This is a genomic window from Brevibacillus migulae, from assembly GCF_004521915.1.
Taxonomy (GTDB): domain Bacteria; phylum Bacillota; class Bacilli; order Brevibacillales; family Brevibacillaceae; genus Brevibacillus_F; species Brevibacillus_F migulae.
On record NZ_SDKD01000001.1, the window covers coordinates 98,324 to 113,439 of the forward strand.

General features: G+C 53.2%; 12 protein-coding genes. All 12 read left to right on the forward strand.

Translation table 11 applies throughout. The features are described from left to right. Window positions 1-10 precede the first annotated feature (10 nt). The 12 genes from EIZ37_RS00515 to EIZ37_RS00570 all read left to right on the forward strand — a co-directional run bounded on the left by EIZ37_RS00515 (window position 11) and on the right by EIZ37_RS00570 (window position 15,103). Window positions 11-1,141: an ABC transporter ATP-binding protein gene (locus tag EIZ37_RS00515; protein ID WP_134682598.1), complete on the forward strand. Its 1,131-nt coding sequence runs from the start codon at window positions 11-13 to the stop codon at window positions 1,139-1,141. Continuing rightward, window positions 1,138-2,847 (forward strand): ABC transporter permease, encoded by a 1,710-nt coding sequence (locus tag EIZ37_RS00520; RefSeq protein WP_134682599.1) that lies wholly within the window; start codon window positions 1,138-1,140, stop codon window positions 2,845-2,847. Before EIZ37_RS00515 ends, EIZ37_RS00520 begins: the two co-directional genes overlap by 4 nt. 32 nt (window positions 2,848-2,879) lie before the next feature. Beyond that, window positions 2,880-3,650, forward strand: coding sequence for an HAD-IIA family hydrolase (locus tag EIZ37_RS00525; protein WP_134682600.1), 771 nt, complete (start codon window positions 2,880-2,882; stop codon window positions 3,648-3,650). Window positions 3,651-3,702: 52 nt separating this feature from the next. After that, window positions 3,703-4,266, forward strand: coding sequence for a glycerol-3-phosphate responsive antiterminator (locus EIZ37_RS00530; protein WP_134682601.1), 564 nt, complete (start codon window positions 3,703-3,705; stop codon window positions 4,264-4,266). 120 nt (window positions 4,267-4,386) lie between these two features. Continuing rightward, the gene (locus EIZ37_RS00535; protein WP_328591337.1) at window positions 4,387-6,099 is read left to right on the forward strand and encodes a glycerol-3-phosphate dehydrogenase/oxidase; all 1,713 of its coding nucleotides are present in this window, start codon (window positions 4,387-4,389) and stop codon (window positions 6,097-6,099) included. Window positions 6,100-6,183: 84 nt separating this feature from the next. Then, window positions 6,184-7,875, forward strand: a complete 1,692-nt coding sequence (locus EIZ37_RS00540) for a methyl-accepting chemotaxis protein (RefSeq protein ID WP_134682602.1) — start codon at window positions 6,184-6,186, stop codon at window positions 7,873-7,875. A 791-nt stretch (window positions 7,876-8,666) separates the two neighbouring features. Beyond that, window positions 8,667-9,875, forward strand: a complete 1,209-nt coding sequence (locus EIZ37_RS00545) for an ROK family transcriptional regulator (protein ID WP_134682603.1) — start codon at window positions 8,667-8,669, stop codon at window positions 9,873-9,875. Window positions 9,876-9,912: 37 nt separating this feature from the next. After that, window positions 9,913-11,229 (forward strand): ABC transporter substrate-binding protein, encoded by a 1,317-nt coding sequence (locus tag EIZ37_RS00550; protein ID WP_134682604.1) that lies wholly within the window; start codon window positions 9,913-9,915, stop codon window positions 11,227-11,229. A 64-nt stretch (window positions 11,230-11,293) separates the two neighbouring features. After that, window positions 11,294-12,217 (forward strand): carbohydrate ABC transporter permease, encoded by a 924-nt coding sequence (locus EIZ37_RS00555; RefSeq protein ID WP_134682605.1) that lies wholly within the window; start codon window positions 11,294-11,296, stop codon window positions 12,215-12,217. A gap of 89 nt (window positions 12,218-12,306) precedes the next feature. After that, window positions 12,307-13,065, forward strand: coding sequence for a carbohydrate ABC transporter permease (locus tag EIZ37_RS00560; RefSeq protein ID WP_235827864.1), 759 nt, complete (start codon window positions 12,307-12,309; stop codon window positions 13,063-13,065). A 32-nt stretch (window positions 13,066-13,097) separates the two neighbouring features. Then, entirely contained in the window at window positions 13,098-14,114 is a 1,017-nt protein-coding gene (locus EIZ37_RS00565) for a Gfo/Idh/MocA family protein (protein ID WP_134682607.1), read from the forward strand. Continuing rightward, on the forward strand, window positions 14,114-15,103 hold the full coding sequence (locus EIZ37_RS00570) for a Gfo/Idh/MocA family protein (RefSeq protein WP_134682608.1): 990 nt from the start codon (window positions 14,114-14,116) through the stop codon (window positions 15,101-15,103). The genes EIZ37_RS00565 and EIZ37_RS00570 overlap by 1 nt, the downstream gene beginning before the upstream one ends. The last annotated feature ends 13 nt before the right edge of the window (window positions 15,104-15,116 follow it).

The following is a 15,116-nucleotide window of genomic DNA, read 5'->3' on the forward strand; positions in this document are numbered from 1 at the left end:
AGGCTCTTCCATGGGGTCAGTCAGAATTGAGCATTTAAACAAAGTATTTAATGGAAACACCGCATTGGAAGATGTCAATCTGGAAATCCGGGAAGGCGAGTTCTTCGCCCTCCTGGGGCCTTCGGGCTGCGGAAAAACGACCACGATGCGCTGTGTTGCCGGATTTGAGACACCTACTTCCGGAAAGATCTATATCGGCGACAAAGATGTTAGCAATATTCCGGCAAATCAGAGAAATTGCGGCATGGTGTTCCAAAGCTATGCGTTGTTCCCGCATTTGAGCGTGTTTGAGAACGTGGCTTACAGCCTGAACATTCGCCGCTTCTACCAAGGCGGCATGGGCACCAAGATTGCGACGCTGGCTCACTTGCTCAACAGCAAGCTCGGCAAGCTGGATCGGGAAACCGAGAAGAAGGTTCGTGATTCCCTGGATTTCGTAGAGCTCGGACATTTGGCTGATCGCCTGCCAGGACAGCTCTCCGGCGGTCAACAGCAGCGTGTGGCGCTGGCGCGTGCCCTTGTCATGGAGCCTGCGGTATTGCTGATGGATGAACCACTCTCCAACCTGGACAAAAAGCTGCGCAATGTGATGCGTGTGACCATCCGTCAGATTCAACAAAAAGTGGGCATCACCACCATCTTCGTCACACATGACCAGGAAGAAGCCATGAGCATGGCGGACCGCGTGGCTGTCATGCACGGAGGCAAACTGGTGCAGGTCGATACACCAACCGCTTTGTACAGCAATCCGGTGTCCCGTTTCGTAGCTGATTTCGTAGGCTCCTCGAACATTCTGCAAGGATCGGTGAAAGAGACCAATGATGTGGGCGAGACCTTGATTGAGATTGGCGGCAATCGTTTGCTGCGCTCTTCGTTCCCTGCAAAAAAGAAAGACGTAGAGGTTATTATCCGTCCGGAAAGCGTTCGCCTGTTTACCGGGGATGCAACAGACAGCACGGATAATATTTTGGATGGAACCATTGAGCTCTCTACCTACCTTGGCCCTACCATTCGCTATGATGTAAAAGTGGGCGATCTCCAGTTTGAGGTGGACACTATCTTTGAAGCGGGCAATCCGTTGTTGGAGCCGGGAACAAAGGTGAAACTGGAGATTGATCCAAGTCGCGTGGTGATCATATGAAAAAGCGACTCTCTCTCCGGTTTGACGGATTTGACGTCTTAAAGTGGATTATTTATCTCTTTTTCTTCGTATTCTTGATCATCCCGTTGTTCTCGATTTTACTGGTCAGCTTTACAGGAGAGCCTGTCAACCTGTTTGGCAGCTTGACCAATGAAAAGATACTGAGTTCCACGCTTAAAAAGCTGTCCAATGTTTCGGTGGAAGCTTATACATCCATCTTCACCGGAGGCAGCGGATACTTTGAAGCATTGGTGAACAGCTTGAAGCTGGGGGTTGGTGTCGCGCTTCTCGTGACGATTGTCGTCTTGCCGATTGCCTACGCCTTTGCGCGCACCAAAATGCCGTTTAAACCGTTTTTTGCAGCGATCTGCACGATCCCGCTGATCATGCCGACCTTTATTTCGTCCTATGCCTTTGTCTTGATGTTCGGGAAAACAGGCTGGGTGAATCACATTTATCAAGCATTGGGCGGAGAAGGCGTGCTCTTCGATGTTCAATCCATGATGGGGATTGTCTTGGTGCAAGTGTTCTTCTTCTTTCCATACGCGCTGTGGCCGATGGTGGCTGCGTTTAAAATTTGCGATGTGACGTTGGAAGAAGCTTCGCAAAACCTGGGCGCGAAGAGCTGGTACACGTTTATGCGCGTAACCCTGCCATTGGCGATGCCGGGGATCATCTCCAGCATGCTCTTGATCTTTACGGTCAGCTTTTCCGACTTCGGGACACCGATCATTTTGGCTCCAAAAGATCTCAACCTGATCGTTGTGGAAGCGTACCGCGAAATCGCCGGCTTTTTCAACTGGGCTGGTTCTGCAGTGTTGACCATCATCATGCTGATTGTCGCAGCGTTCTTCTTCTGGCTGCAGCGCATGGTGATCAAAGGCAAAGAGTATGGAACCATTTCCGGAAAACCGACCAAGCAAAAGCTGAACGATCACAAAGGTGCGGTCTCCGTGCTGACGGCGTATACCGCATTGGTCATGCTCGTTCCGCTTTTGGCTGTAGGATCCGTGTTCCTCTCTTCTGTAGCAACGACTTGGGGCCATCATGCTTTGCCGGATGGCTATACGCTCGATCACTATAAGACGATTTTCAGCACCTCAGGCAAAAACATCATGAACAGTATGCTGTTGGCTGGCGGAACGCTGGTGATCAGTGTGATCATTTCGACATTCGTCTCCTATTTCGTAGTCCGCCGCGGTGCTTCGGGACTGGATTTCGTTTCCTCCATTCCGCTGATTGTACCGGGGATTGCGCTCGGAATCGCATTGATTCAGACCTTCAATACGGCACCGCTCCACTTGACTGGTACCGCTTTGCTCTTGATCATCGCCTATACGATCCGCCGCATGCCCTATATGATTCGCTCGACGATGAGCTCGATGATGGCCATCCGCAAAGATATTGAGGAAGCGGCCGTCAGTCTGGGTGCGTCTTCTCTGGTTGCAGCCATTACCGTCATTGGGCCACTGATGCTGCCAGGGATCGCAGCGGGGGCGATTCTGGTCTTCGTCACGGTCATTAAGGAAGCGAGCATCTCGATCTTGCTAGCTCCGACCGACTGGGCGCCGATGAGTCTCGCAGTGTTCCAAAACCTGCTGCGCGGTGAATATTATACAGCATGCGCCATGGCGATTTTGATCATCGTCATCGTGGTGATCCTGCAGGCGCTCGCCAAAAAGATAACCAAAGACCAGCTGTACTAATCAGCGTAGAGAGAGTAGAGGGGAGAAACGGTATGAAAGGGTTCATCTTTGATCTCGATGGCACGGTCTATTTGGGGGAGCAATTGATAGATGGCGCAGTGGAGGCCATTCGGGCGCTGCGCGAGCGAGGGGATAAGGTCGTCTTTCTCTCCAACAAACCGATAGCCACCCGCCGTTCCTATGCGCATAAGCTGACAAAGATGGGGATTCCGACAAATATTGAAGACGTCTTGAATTCTTCCTTGATCGTCGCTCGCTATTTGCAAAAAGTATGCAAGCCGACCGACCGTGTGCTTGTCATCGGTGAGGCGCCGATTCGTGACGAGCTGCGCGAGCATGATATCGTGATGACGGATAACCCGATGGATGCCCAGTATGTCGTGCTTTCCTGGGATCGTCAGTTTACTTATGACAAGCTCAATGATCTGTACCAGGCGGCGATTCGCGGGGCGATTGTCATCGCTTCGAATCCGGATCTGACTTGCCCAATGGAAGATGGGCAGATCCCGGACACGGGCGCCTTTATCGGGGCATTGGAAGCATTGACAGGAAAACCGATCGATCTGGTTGTCGGCAAGCCATCCCCGATCTCGGCGGAAGCGGCGGTCGCCCATCTCGGCCTGGACCATGCGTCCTGCTACATGGTCGGCGACCGTCTGGAAACCGATATCAAAATGGGAAATGACACGGGCATGAACTCCGTATTGGTCCTTACCGGGATCAGTACGCGGGAGATGGCAGAAGCCAGCGTACACAAGCCCAAGTATATTCTGAATAGCATCAAAGAAATCGTGAACCTCTAGGCCCATCTGATATAATAGAAGCATCATCAAGCATCAGACGCGGAGGTAACATATGTATCCTATAGTAGATCTGGTTGAGTGCCAGACGATTGCTGCTGTGCAATCCGAGCAATATCTCGACGATGCGCTGAAAAGCAATGTAAACATCATATTTTTGCTGACGGGCTCCATTTTTAACATAAAGGAGCTGGTCGACCGAATCAAAGCAGCCAACAAGCATGTCTTTTTGCACATGGAGTTCATCGAGGGGATTGCGGCGGATAAGAGCGGTGTGGCCTATGTAGCCAAAAATGTAGGGCCCACGGGGATCATCTCGACCCGCAGCAATCTGATCCGCGTTGCCAAAGAGATGGGTTTGATGGCCATTCAACGCATTTTTCTGATCGATCGGAATGCAATCGTCAAAGGGCTCAAAGTGATCGAGCAAAGTCTGCCGGATGCGGTCGAGGTCATGCCGGGCGTGATGCCGCGCGTGATACAGGAAATGACCGATCTGACCCCTTTGCCGATTATTGCCGGCGGCTTGATTGGAAACAGGAAAGAGATCGCGGATGCACTGGAAGCAGGAGCGCTGGCGGTCTCCGTCGGTACCAGTGAATTGTGGCATAAGGAATAAATCGCATTTTCAATAGGGAAGAGATCAGGAGAAACCCCTTTGGAAGAGCAACAACTTGGGAGCATCAAGTTGTTCTTTTCCATTGGGGTTTTTGTGTCTGCAAAGAAAGGGAGAGCGACTGTGAAACCATCATTTTCTGCATTGAACCGCAAGCGCGTATTGACCGACATGAAAGCGCAAGAGCTTGATTTGCTGGTCATCGGCGGGGGGATTACGGGAGCGGGAATCGCGCTGGACGCCAGTTTGCGCGGGTTGTCGGTCGGCGTGATCGAACGAAACGATTTCGGCTCAGGCACAAGCAGCCGTTCCACGAAGCTCATACATGGAGGCCTTCGTTATCTCAAGCAAGGGGATGTCAAGCTGGTGCAGGAAGTAGGCCGGGAGCGGGCGATCCTCTACAAAAATGCGCCGCATCTCGTCATCGCCGCACCGATGCTGCTGCCGATTTACAAGGGAGGAACCTACGGCTATCTCGCTTCCTCCGTCGGCTTGTACGTGTATGACTGGCTGGCAGGCGTCGAAAGAAAAGAGCGCAGAAAAATGCTCAATCGCGAAGAGACGCTTTCGCATGAGCCCTTGTTGAAGCGAGAAGGATTGAAAGGCTCCGGCTTGTATTTTGAGTACCGCACGGATGATGCGCGCTTGACACTGGATATCATGAAAACGGCATGGAGCCAAGGGGCGCATATCGTCAACTATGCACAGATGGAAGAATTCATCTATCGGGACAAAAAAGCAGTCGGCATCAAGGTGACAGATCGCCTCACCGGGGAATCGCATGAGCTATATGCCAAGCATATCGTCAATGCGGCCGGCCCTTGGGTGGACGGCATTCGGGAAAAAGATGGTTCCTTGAAGGGCAAGCGTCTCTTCCTGACAAAAGGGGTTCACCTGGTGGTTGCGGGCGAGAAGCTTCCGGTGAAGCAGTCGGCCTATTTCGATACGCCGGATGGCCGGATGGTATTCGTGATTCCACGCGGCAACATCACGTATATCGGGACCACTGACACCGCCTACCAGCTGGACATCGACCAGCCTAGGACGACCGAAGAGGACCGCGATTATCTGCTGGGGGCCGTCAATGCGATGTTCCCGGAAGTGAGGCTGGGCGTGACAGACGTGATTTCCCACTGGGCCGGGCTGCGTCCGCTGATTTACGAAGAGGGCAAGGGTCCATCCGAATTGTCCCGTAAAGATGAGATCTTCGTGTCCGATTCCGGCTTGATCACGATCGCGGGCGGGAAGCTGACCGGCTTCCGCAAAATGGCGGAAAAAGTGGTCGATCTGGTGGCCGCGCAGCTCTCGCAAAACAATGGCAAACGCTATCCGGAATGCGCGACCGATAAAGTAATCATCAGCGGGGGCGAGCGGTTGGGACACGCTGCCTATGGGGACTGCAAAAAGCAGCTTTTGCAGCAAGGAATTGCCTTGGGCGTGGAAGCGCAGGCCGCTCAAGAATGGATCGATACGTATGGAACCAATACCCAAAAAATCTACGATCGACTGAAAGCCAAGCCAGCCAGCGGCCAGATGTACGGTGAAGAGCAACTGCTGCAGGCACAGCTTCACTATTCCGTCGTGGAAGAGATGACCGCCAGAGCGGTGGATTTCCTGCGTCTGCGCACCGGCTGGACGTATTTCCATCCGGCGAAGGCAGCAGCGAAGGCTGAAGCTGTCATTCGCTTGATGGGGCAATTGCTCGACTGGGACGACACGACGAAGGCACAGCAACGCGCCGAGGTGGATGATTTGCTTGACACGATCTATAACCTGCCGAAAAACGAGCAAGATATCGGCAAAAATCACACTCAGGCAACGAAAAAAGCGCAATAAAGTTTACCACGGACACGTGAAAAAAGCACCCGTTTGCAGGTGCTTTTTCGCGCGTTCACCATCACAAGATTGGGATGTGAATCCATGAAACAAACGGTCGGAGTAAAGCTGTATGGCGCATTTATCTGTATTCTACTGATCATGGCTGCTTTTGGCTTCATCAGCTACAACGCGCAAGAAGGCATTAACCGCAAGGCTGTCGAGATTAATGAGAGCTGGCTGCCGAAAAGTACCTCCATTTTGCATATCAAGTATTATGCAGAGCATTTTTTCACGCTCGAACTCCAATACATCATGACATCTGATCTGAGCAAAAAAGGCATCATCACAAGTGATATGGATGAAACACTGAAGCAAATCGATCAGGAATTCGCGGTCTATGAAAAGAACCCGATGAGTGAAGAGGAACGCAAACGGTTTTTGTCCTTGAAAGGCGCATGGAAAAACTATCAGCAGATCCATCAGGCAATCGTCCAGCAAACGGATCAAGCCGGTGCGCAGGCAATGCTCATCGAAGCGGACACCATGTTCCAGGTCATGGAAGGCTATATCGCCACACTGGTCAAGCTGAGCAATGAGGGGGCAGCGGCAGCGACCCAACAAGCCGCGGTGATGCATGAGAACGGGACGCGCAATACGCTGGTGTTTAACGTGGTTGCCGTCGTACTCAGCATGCTGCTGGCCTATTACCTCGCCCGCAATATCCGCAATCCGCTGCGCGAGGTAGTGCGTCATGTGAAAGCTGTGGCAGGGGGCGATCTGGGCATGGCGGATATCCACTTGAAAAGCCGCGATGAACTCGGAGAGCTGGCGGCGAACTTTAATGAGATGCGCAAAAAGCTGCGGGAGATCGTGAAAAGCGTCAATGAGGCAGCGGAGCATGTCTCCGTCTCCTCCGTCCGTTTGAATGAGCATGCCAAGGAGACGCTGCAAGCAAGCAATGATATCGCCCTCTCCATGCAAGAAATCGCGGCAGGATCGGAAACGGCGGTCACAGGTGCAATGGACAGCGCCAAAGCCATGGAAGAGATGTCAGCAGGCATCCAGCGCGTGGCCGAATCGACGGCAACGCTGGCAGAAGCGTCATTGGTCGCAGAGCAGGATGCGCGTGAGGGAAATGCGTCCATCGTGCGCGCTGCCAGTCAGATGAGCTTGATCAATGAGGCAATGGAAGGGTCTGCGGTCGTCGTTTCACAGCTGGGGGATAGCTCCAAGGAGATCCAACAGGTGGTTGGCCTCATCAGCGAAATCGCGTCGCAAACGAATTTATTGGCGTTGAATGCCGCTATCGAAGCTGCACGGGCCGGCGAATATGGCCGAGGTTTCGCCGTCGTGGCGGACGAGGTGCGCAATCTCGCCGAGCAATCGGATCGCTCTGCCCGTCATATCGCCTCTCTGGTGGAAAAGATCCAGGCGGATACAGCCCACGCGGTAGAAGCAATTCAAGCGCTGGCGGGAGACGTCAGCGAAGGAACCGTGATCGTACGCGAAGCTGGCGGAGCTTTCGAGCAAATCGTCCGCTCCATGGGTGAAATCAACGAACAGGTGCAGGAGGTATCGGCAATCACCGAGCAAATGTCAGCCAGCGTAGAAGAGCTGACTGCTTCGGCTGAGCAGACCGCTTCTGTATTCAGCAAGGCTTCCGAGCAGACACAGAAGATCGTCGAGACCACAAATCATCAGGTGGCGGCGAGCGAGGAAGTCACATCCTCGACGGAGGCGCTGAAAGAGAGAGCACAGCAGTTAAAGCAAGAAGCAAGCTGGTTCAAGGTGTAGGCAAAAGCGGATAAAGAGCTGTCAAAGGAGGTACAGAAATGTCCCTTCCGTTTGACAGCTTTTTTCTATGGAGCAGAATTTCTAAACTTCTCATCCCTATTTGCTCGGACAAAAAGCTTGGCTATGTTCTAAAACGGTGCTGTTGCGGGGTGAGCATGTTCCGCAACTCCGCTTCATTCTACGCCCCGCTGAGAGTAGGGACTGTCCGCTCCGCAGAGAATCGCGGGGGTGTGCAAAAAGTGGTACACGCTTCGCAGCTTAGCCAAGTTTGCACCCCTGTTTCCCGCGATTCCCTGCTCCGCTGGGTCGGGCTCCGCAGGCGCTCCGTTGCGGAACATGCTCACCTGCGTAGCAGAAGCTTTCTTTTGAATGTGAAATGCAAGAAGCAGGACAGGAAGTTGGGATCGCAAGGGAGCTTCTGTGAATGCAGGACTTCCAAGTAATTGCTTACAAAATGCAACCGCCGCGTGAGGAAGGGAAGACCGGGACGGGCGGAGTTTTTGTCACACCATCCGAGGTGGAGCTTGCGAAAACGGGACATGCTTGTAGCGCAACCTCTACGGGTGAATCCGCTTCCTCGAACCCTTTTGCGCGACGTCCCGTTTTCGCAAGCGGAACCGGACAGTCAAAGCTTCTTCGCGGGTGTGGCAACTTCGCAGCCCCGCCCGGTCTTCCCTTCCCCCACCACTATGTTTGCACAAACCGTTTTTCGGTTCCGAATAAATAAAGTCATTGGAAAAAGGAAGTCGCATATATTGGTCTCAACAGACGCAGTGAAAGGTTGTTAGAGGATGACGAGGACTGGTGACCAGAAACTGATGCAAGAGCTTAACCGGCATGTAATTCTCCATACCATTCGAAAAAACGGCCCCATCTCACGCAGTGACATTGCCAAGCTGCTGTCGATTAGCCCGACAACCGTCACTTCCGCAGTAAACGATCTGCTCAAAGACGGGTATGTGATTGAAAATGGCACCGGAGTGTCAAACGGCGGCAGGAAGCCGATCCTGGTGCAGTTTTCTCCGAACCACCGCTTTCTCATCGGTGTGTCAATTGACAATTCCCGGGTCACCATCGCGGAAATGAATCTGGATGCAGAAGTAAGACGAAGGGTGGATCTTCCATCCAATGGAAAGACAGGTGATGAGATTATAGCCTTCGTGCTGGATGCCATCGAGCAATTCATGCAGCACTATGAGGATCTGGCGGCATGCATCGGGATCGCGGCGATCGTGCCGGGCATCATCGATGCGAAAAACGGCGTGATCCGGTACAACGCCAAGCTGCGCCTGAAAGACGTCCGCCTGAAGGAAAGGATGGAGGAGCGGACAGGTTTGACCGTATGGATCGACAATGATGCCAATGCGATGGCGCTTGCCGAGCTCCATTTCGGGTCCTTTCAGCATCACAAAAACCTCATCTACATTACGATTGGCGATGGACTTGGCACCGGTGTCGTCGTAAATGGCGCGATCCTGAGGGGGACACATGGAGGAGCGGGGGAATTCGGCCATACCAGCATTGACCGGAGCGGTTCCCTGTGTGATTGCGGAAATGTAGGCTGCTTTGAAAACTACGTCAGCTGGCCCGCGATCTTCTCACGGATCGTCTCGGCCCATGCGCGGGGAAAGCAGTCGACGATCATGGATATGGCGAACGGTGACATCACGCAGATTACAATCAATACCTTTCTGCGAGCGCTGGAGCAGCAAGATGAATTGGCGACGGGGATTATGAAGGAAGTGGCTGCTTACTTGGGAGCAGGCATCGTGAATTTGGTGAACTTGTTCAACCCGGAAGTCATCATCCTGGGCGGAAATCTTTCGCACAAGAATGAAGCGATGCTGGATCAGGTGAGAGAGGTGGTGCTGACAGGAGCCATGGAGATTTTGACAGAGGGGTTGCTGATTCAACCGGCTTCCTTTGGGGAGGAGATTCATTTGAAGGGAGCTGCCGCACTCATTATGCAGGATCTATTTCATTTTTCGATGACCTCGTGAAGCTTGGACAGGAGAAAGTGTGAAAAGGGGGATCTGTATGAAAAAAAGGGGATTGACGTGGGTGTTCGCTTCGCTTCTCGTCACGATGCTGGCTGCGGCAGGGTGTTCCAGCTCTGCGCCGCCGGCAGCAAACAACTCAGCTGAGTCACCTGCAAGCAATAGTGGAAACGCTTCCAATCAGGAGAAGGTGACGCTCACCTATGCGCTATGGGATCAGAATCAGGCACCCGCGATGGAGGAAATCGCAAAACGGTTTACCGCAGCCAATCCGCATATCGAGGTGAAGATTGAAGTCACACCGTGGACCCAATATTGGACGAAAATGGACACCGCGGCGACTGGCGGTGTGCTGCCCGATTTGCTGTGGATGAACGGACCGAATATCGTCAAATACGCTTCCAATGATATGCTGCTGCCGATCACCGATCAAATCAAGAAAGACGGCATCGATATGAGCAACTATCCCGAGGCGTTGATCAATCTGTACACGGTAGACGGACAAATCTACGGAATTCCAAAAGATTTCGATACCGTGGGGCTTTGGTACAACAAGGAAATGTTCGACGCAGCCAAGATCCCTTACCCGGATGGAACATGGGATTGGGCCAAAGTGAAGGAAGTGGCGAAACAGCTGACCGACCCGGCAAAAGGTATCTACGGCTTCGCAGCGATGAATGCCAATCAGTCCGGCTATTACAATATTATTTTCCAGCAGGGCGGCTTTGTCATATCCGAGGACCGCAAGAAATCGGGCTATGACGATCCTAAGAGCATCGAAGCATTGAAGTTTTGGTACAGCTTCATCGAAGAGAAGCTCTCGCCCCCGGGCCATCTCATGGCAGAGTGGGATGCCGCGGCAAAGCTGTTCGAATCGGGGAAGGTAGCGATGATGACCCACGGCTCTTGGAAGGCAGTCGAATTCGGGCAAAACGAGTATACGAAGGATAAGGTGGATGTGACCTACCTGCCAAAGGGCAGCGTGAGCAATGCCAGTGTCATCCATGGCTTGACCACGGTGATCGCAGCGAACACCAAGCATCCCGAAGAGGCGTGGGCCTTCTCCAAGTTCCTCGGCTCCAAGGAAGCGGCCGAGGTCCAGGCCCAGACAGGTGCGACCATCCCCGCATTCAAAGGGACGCAGGATGCGTGGGTAAAAGCGTTCCCGAATTTTCAAGCACAGGTCTTTATCGATCAGGCTGCCACAGCGAACCCGTATCCGGTCTCCAAAGACACATCGAAATGGAATGCGCTGGAGACCGAATATTTCACCAAGGTGTGGGGAGGAGAAATGAAAATCGAGGATGCTGCCCGGGAAATCGCCACGAAGATGAACGAATTTTTAGCGCAAGAATAAAGGAAGGCTGACGGGAACGGCTCCTCCGGCAGACCGAAGCCGTGGGGAGCCGCTTTTCCATCGAATGGAGGGGGGCGCAGTGGAACACGCAGCGCAATACCGCAAAAAACAGCAAAGACGCTCTGATTGGCTCTGGGCCTATGTGATGATTGCCCCGACGGTCCTGGGACTGGCGTACTTTTACTTTTGGCCGATTGTGCAGACCATCTATTTCAGCTTCACCAAGTGGGGGGCGTTCGGCAAGTACAAATGGGCGGGGCTGGACAATTACGAGAAGCTCCTCGACGATCCGACCGTCTGGAAATCGCTGGGCAACACATTCGTCTACACGTTCCTGTCGGTGCCGGTGAGCATGGCGATATCCATTTTTGTTGCCGTCTTATTGAACCAAAAAATCAATGGGGTATCCGTGTACCGCACGCTATATTTCCTGCCTGTCGTGACCATGCCTACCGCCATCGCCATGGTGTGGAAATGGCTGTATCACAGCGAGTATGGACTGATCAACAATCTGCTGTCTTCCTTTTCGATTGAAGGGCCGCTGTGGATCAATGATCCCGACATCGCCTTGTACTCGCTGGTGATTGTGGCGATCTGGAGCACGGTCGGGTACAACATGGTCATTTTCCTGTCGGGACTCCAGGGGATACCACGCACCTATTACGAAGCGGCCCAGATTGACGGAGCGGGACCCTATCGGCAATTTTTTCGCATCACACTGCCGCTTCTGACACCGACGATCTTTTTTGTCATGATTATTTCCATGATTAATGCGTTTCAGGTGTTCGACATTATTCTGATGATGATTGGACCGCAAAACAGCACGATTGATGATACGCAGTCGCTTGTCTATCTGTTCTATCACCACGCCTTCGTGGTCGATAACAAGGGGTATGCCGCAGCGATCGGCGTCATTCTGCTGGTCATCATCTTAGCTGTCACCATTGTGCAGATGAGGCTGCAGAAGAAATGGGTCCATTACGAATAGGGGGAGCGGGTGTGAAAGCAACGGTAGGAACGACTACGAGGAAAGCGGCCATCGGCATCCACCTGATCCTGATCTTCGGTGCCTTGCTGATGGTCGGGCCATTCCTTTGGATGCTGCTGACCTCTTTTAAGACGTTGGGTGAAGCGACGCAGGTACCGCCGATTATCTTCCCTAAGGTTTTCCAATGGAAAAACTATGCGGATGCGACAGTGACTCTACCCTTTTTCACCTTTTACTGGAACACGATCATCACGACGGTCGCCAAGGTACTGGGCCAGATGATCCTCTGTTCCATTGCCGCCTATGCGTTTGCGCGAATTGAATTTCCCGGGAGAAACGTGCTGTTTGTCTTTTGCTTGTCCGTCCTGATGGTGCCCAGCCAGGTCTATTTGCTGCCGCAGTTTTTGCTGATCCGTGATCTGGGCTGGTTGAATTCGCTGGAAGCGTTGATTGTCCCGGGATTATTCAGCGCATTCGGTACCTTTTTGCTCCGCCAGTTTTTCCTTTCCTTGCCAAAAGAGCTGGAGGAATCGGCGAAATTGGATGGCTGCAATCATATACAGATCTATTTCCACATCATGCTTCCGTTGATCAAGCCGGGCTTGATTGCGCTGGCCATCTTCACGGCGCTGTGGTCATGGAATGACTTGATGTGGCCGCTGATTGTTAACAGCTCTCCGGAGAAGATGACCTTGTCGGCGGGCCTCGCCTCCCTGCAAGGGCAAAACATGACGCATTATCCGATATTGATGGCGGGAGCGCTGTTGGCGATTTTGCCGATGATTGTCCTGTTTATGTTTCTGCAAAAGCAGTTTGTCGAGGGGATCTCTTTGACGGGTTCCAAATAACACGCAGTAAAAAGGGAAGGGAGAGAATGTAAATGCATCATGTCCTGGTCGTTGGAGCGGGGACGATGGGCAGTGTCCATGCCCGAAGCTTCGCCCGGATGGAAAACGTAAAGCTGGCAGGGATCGTAGATATTCGCGCCAATATTGTAGGGCCGCTCGCCGAGTCTCTTCAGACGCAGGCTTTTGCAAGCTATGAAGAGGCGATGGCCGCACTGGAGCGGGTAGATATCGTGGATATTTGCTTGCCCACCGATTTGCATAAGACCTATGTGCTGAAAGCGGCAGCCGCAGGCAAGCATGTGATTTGCGAAAAGCCATTGGCCGGCAATTTGGCGGATGCCCAAGAGATGATAGACTTTTGTCGCGAGCGCAATGTGAAGCTGTTCGTGGGACACGTCCTCCGCTTTTTTCCGGAATACGTGCAAGCGAAAAGGCTGGTGGACAGCGGGGCTATCGGAGAGGTCGCCATGGTCAACACGTTTCGCGGCGGGATCTTCCCGACTGCCTGGAAGGACTGGTATGCCGATGTGAAGATAAGCGGCGGGCTGATCCTCGATATGATCATCCATGATTTTGACTTTTTGCGCTGGTGCTTCGGTGAGGTCGAACGCGTCTATGCCAAAAGCATGATCGGCAGAACGTTCGCCCGCATGGAGTACGCGCTTGTCAGCCTGCGCTTTGCAAATGGCGTGATCGCCCATATCGAAGGGAGCTGGGCTCATCAGGGCTTCTCGATGAAATTTGAGCTGGCCGGAAAAAAAGGGGTGATCGACTATGACAGCCGTGCCGCGAGTCCGGTGGTATCCACACTCCGCAAGCAGGAGGCAGGGCAAGGCGGTGTAGCGGTTCCGGAGAGTCCTTTACGCGAAAGTCCGTATTTTCTGGAGCTGCAGCATTTTCTGGCTGCGATCGAGCGGGAGACAGAGCCGCTCGTGACCCCGGAGGATGCCTATAAAGCGATGGAGATCGCACTGGCCGCACTGAAATCGATCGAGACAGGCAAGCCGGTCTCATTGGCACATAGCGCTGGCAAAGGAGGAGATTGCTGATGAAAGTAGGGATCATCAGTTTTGCGCATATGCATGCACATAGCTATGCGCAGGCTATTCAGGAGCTGGAGGGAGTGGAGCTGGCAGGGATTTATGATGATGATCCGGAACGTGGGCAAAAGGCGGCTGCACGATACCAGACAACCTTTTACAGCAGCTATCAGGAGCTGCTGGCGAGCGAGATCGACGCGGTGATCGTTACCTCGGAAAATGCTAGCCATCGGGAGCATGTGGTCGCTTGCGCCGCGGCAGGAAAACACGTGCTGTGCGAGAAGCCTCTGGCCACGACCGCTGAGGATGCCGAAGCCATGATCCAAGCCTGCAGGGAGCATCAGGTGATCCTGCAAACAGCGTTTCCCGTCCGCTACAACACGGCAATCCTGCGGGCGAAAGCATACATGGAGGAAGGAAAGCTCGGGCGGATCATCGCCATGAAAGGAACGAACCGGGGGAAAAATCCGGGCGGCTGGTTTGTGGATCCGCAAAAATCCGGTGGTGGCGCGGTAATCGACCACACCGTTCACGTCGTGGATATCATGCGCTGGTTTCTCGGAGCCGAGGTCGCAGAGGTGTATGCGGAAGTAGGGTACCAACTGGCGTCCGAAATACCGATCGACGACTGCGGCTTGATCACCATGGAATTCAACAATGGCGTATTTGCCACACTGGACTGCAGCTGGTCGCGCAATCAAAGCTACCCGACCTGGGGAGATGTCACCCTGGAAATCGTCGGAACAGACGGAACGCTCAAAATCGATGCCTTTGCGCAAAAGCTGGACGTGTACAGCAACGATTCCGGCCACATCTATGCGTATTGGGGGGATGACATGGATCAACAGCTCGTCCATGATTTCCTCGACAGCGTCAGGAAAAACGAGCAGCCGAAGATTACCGGAGAAGACGGACTTCGCGCGCTGGAGGTAGCGCTTGCCGCTTATCAATCGGCGAGGGAGCTGGAACCGGTGCGGATCGAGAAAAGCCAAGCGTGACAGGGAAATGGGG

What these genes read in the sequence shown, in the direction of transcription:
- EIZ37_RS00545 (WP_134682603.1), top strand. Translation starts at nt 8,667, where the DNA reads ATGACGAGGACTGGTGACCAGAAACTGATGCAAGAGCTTAACCGGCAT.
- EIZ37_RS00540 (WP_134682602.1), top strand. Translation starts at nt 6,184, where the DNA reads ATGAAACAAACGGTCGGAGTAAAGCTGTATGGCGCATTTATCTGTATT.
- EIZ37_RS00570 (WP_134682608.1), top strand. Translation starts at nt 14,114, where the DNA reads ATGAAAGTAGGGATCATCAGTTTTGCGCATATGCATGCACATAGCTAT.
- EIZ37_RS00520 (WP_134682599.1), top strand. Translation starts at nt 1,138, where the DNA reads ATGAAAAAGCGACTCTCTCTCCGGTTTGACGGATTTGACGTCTTAAAG.
- EIZ37_RS00515 (WP_134682598.1), top strand. Translation starts at nt 11, where the DNA reads ATGGGGTCAGTCAGAATTGAGCATTTAAACAAAGTATTTAATGGAAAC.
- EIZ37_RS00555 (WP_134682605.1), top strand. Translation starts at nt 11,294, where the DNA reads ATGGAGGGGGGCGCAGTGGAACACGCAGCGCAATACCGCAAAAAACAG.
- EIZ37_RS00530 (WP_134682601.1), top strand. Translation starts at nt 3,703, where the DNA reads ATGTATCCTATAGTAGATCTGGTTGAGTGCCAGACGATTGCTGCTGTG.
- EIZ37_RS00525 (WP_134682600.1), top strand. Translation starts at nt 2,880, where the DNA reads ATGAAAGGGTTCATCTTTGATCTCGATGGCACGGTCTATTTGGGGGAG.
- EIZ37_RS00565 (WP_134682607.1), top strand. Translation starts at nt 13,098, where the DNA reads ATGCATCATGTCCTGGTCGTTGGAGCGGGGACGATGGGCAGTGTCCAT.
- EIZ37_RS00560 (WP_235827864.1), top strand. Translation starts at nt 12,307, where the DNA reads ATGGTCGGGCCATTCCTTTGGATGCTGCTGACCTCTTTTAAGACGTTG.
- EIZ37_RS00550 (WP_134682604.1), top strand. Translation starts at nt 9,913, where the DNA reads ATGAAAAAAAGGGGATTGACGTGGGTGTTCGCTTCGCTTCTCGTCACG.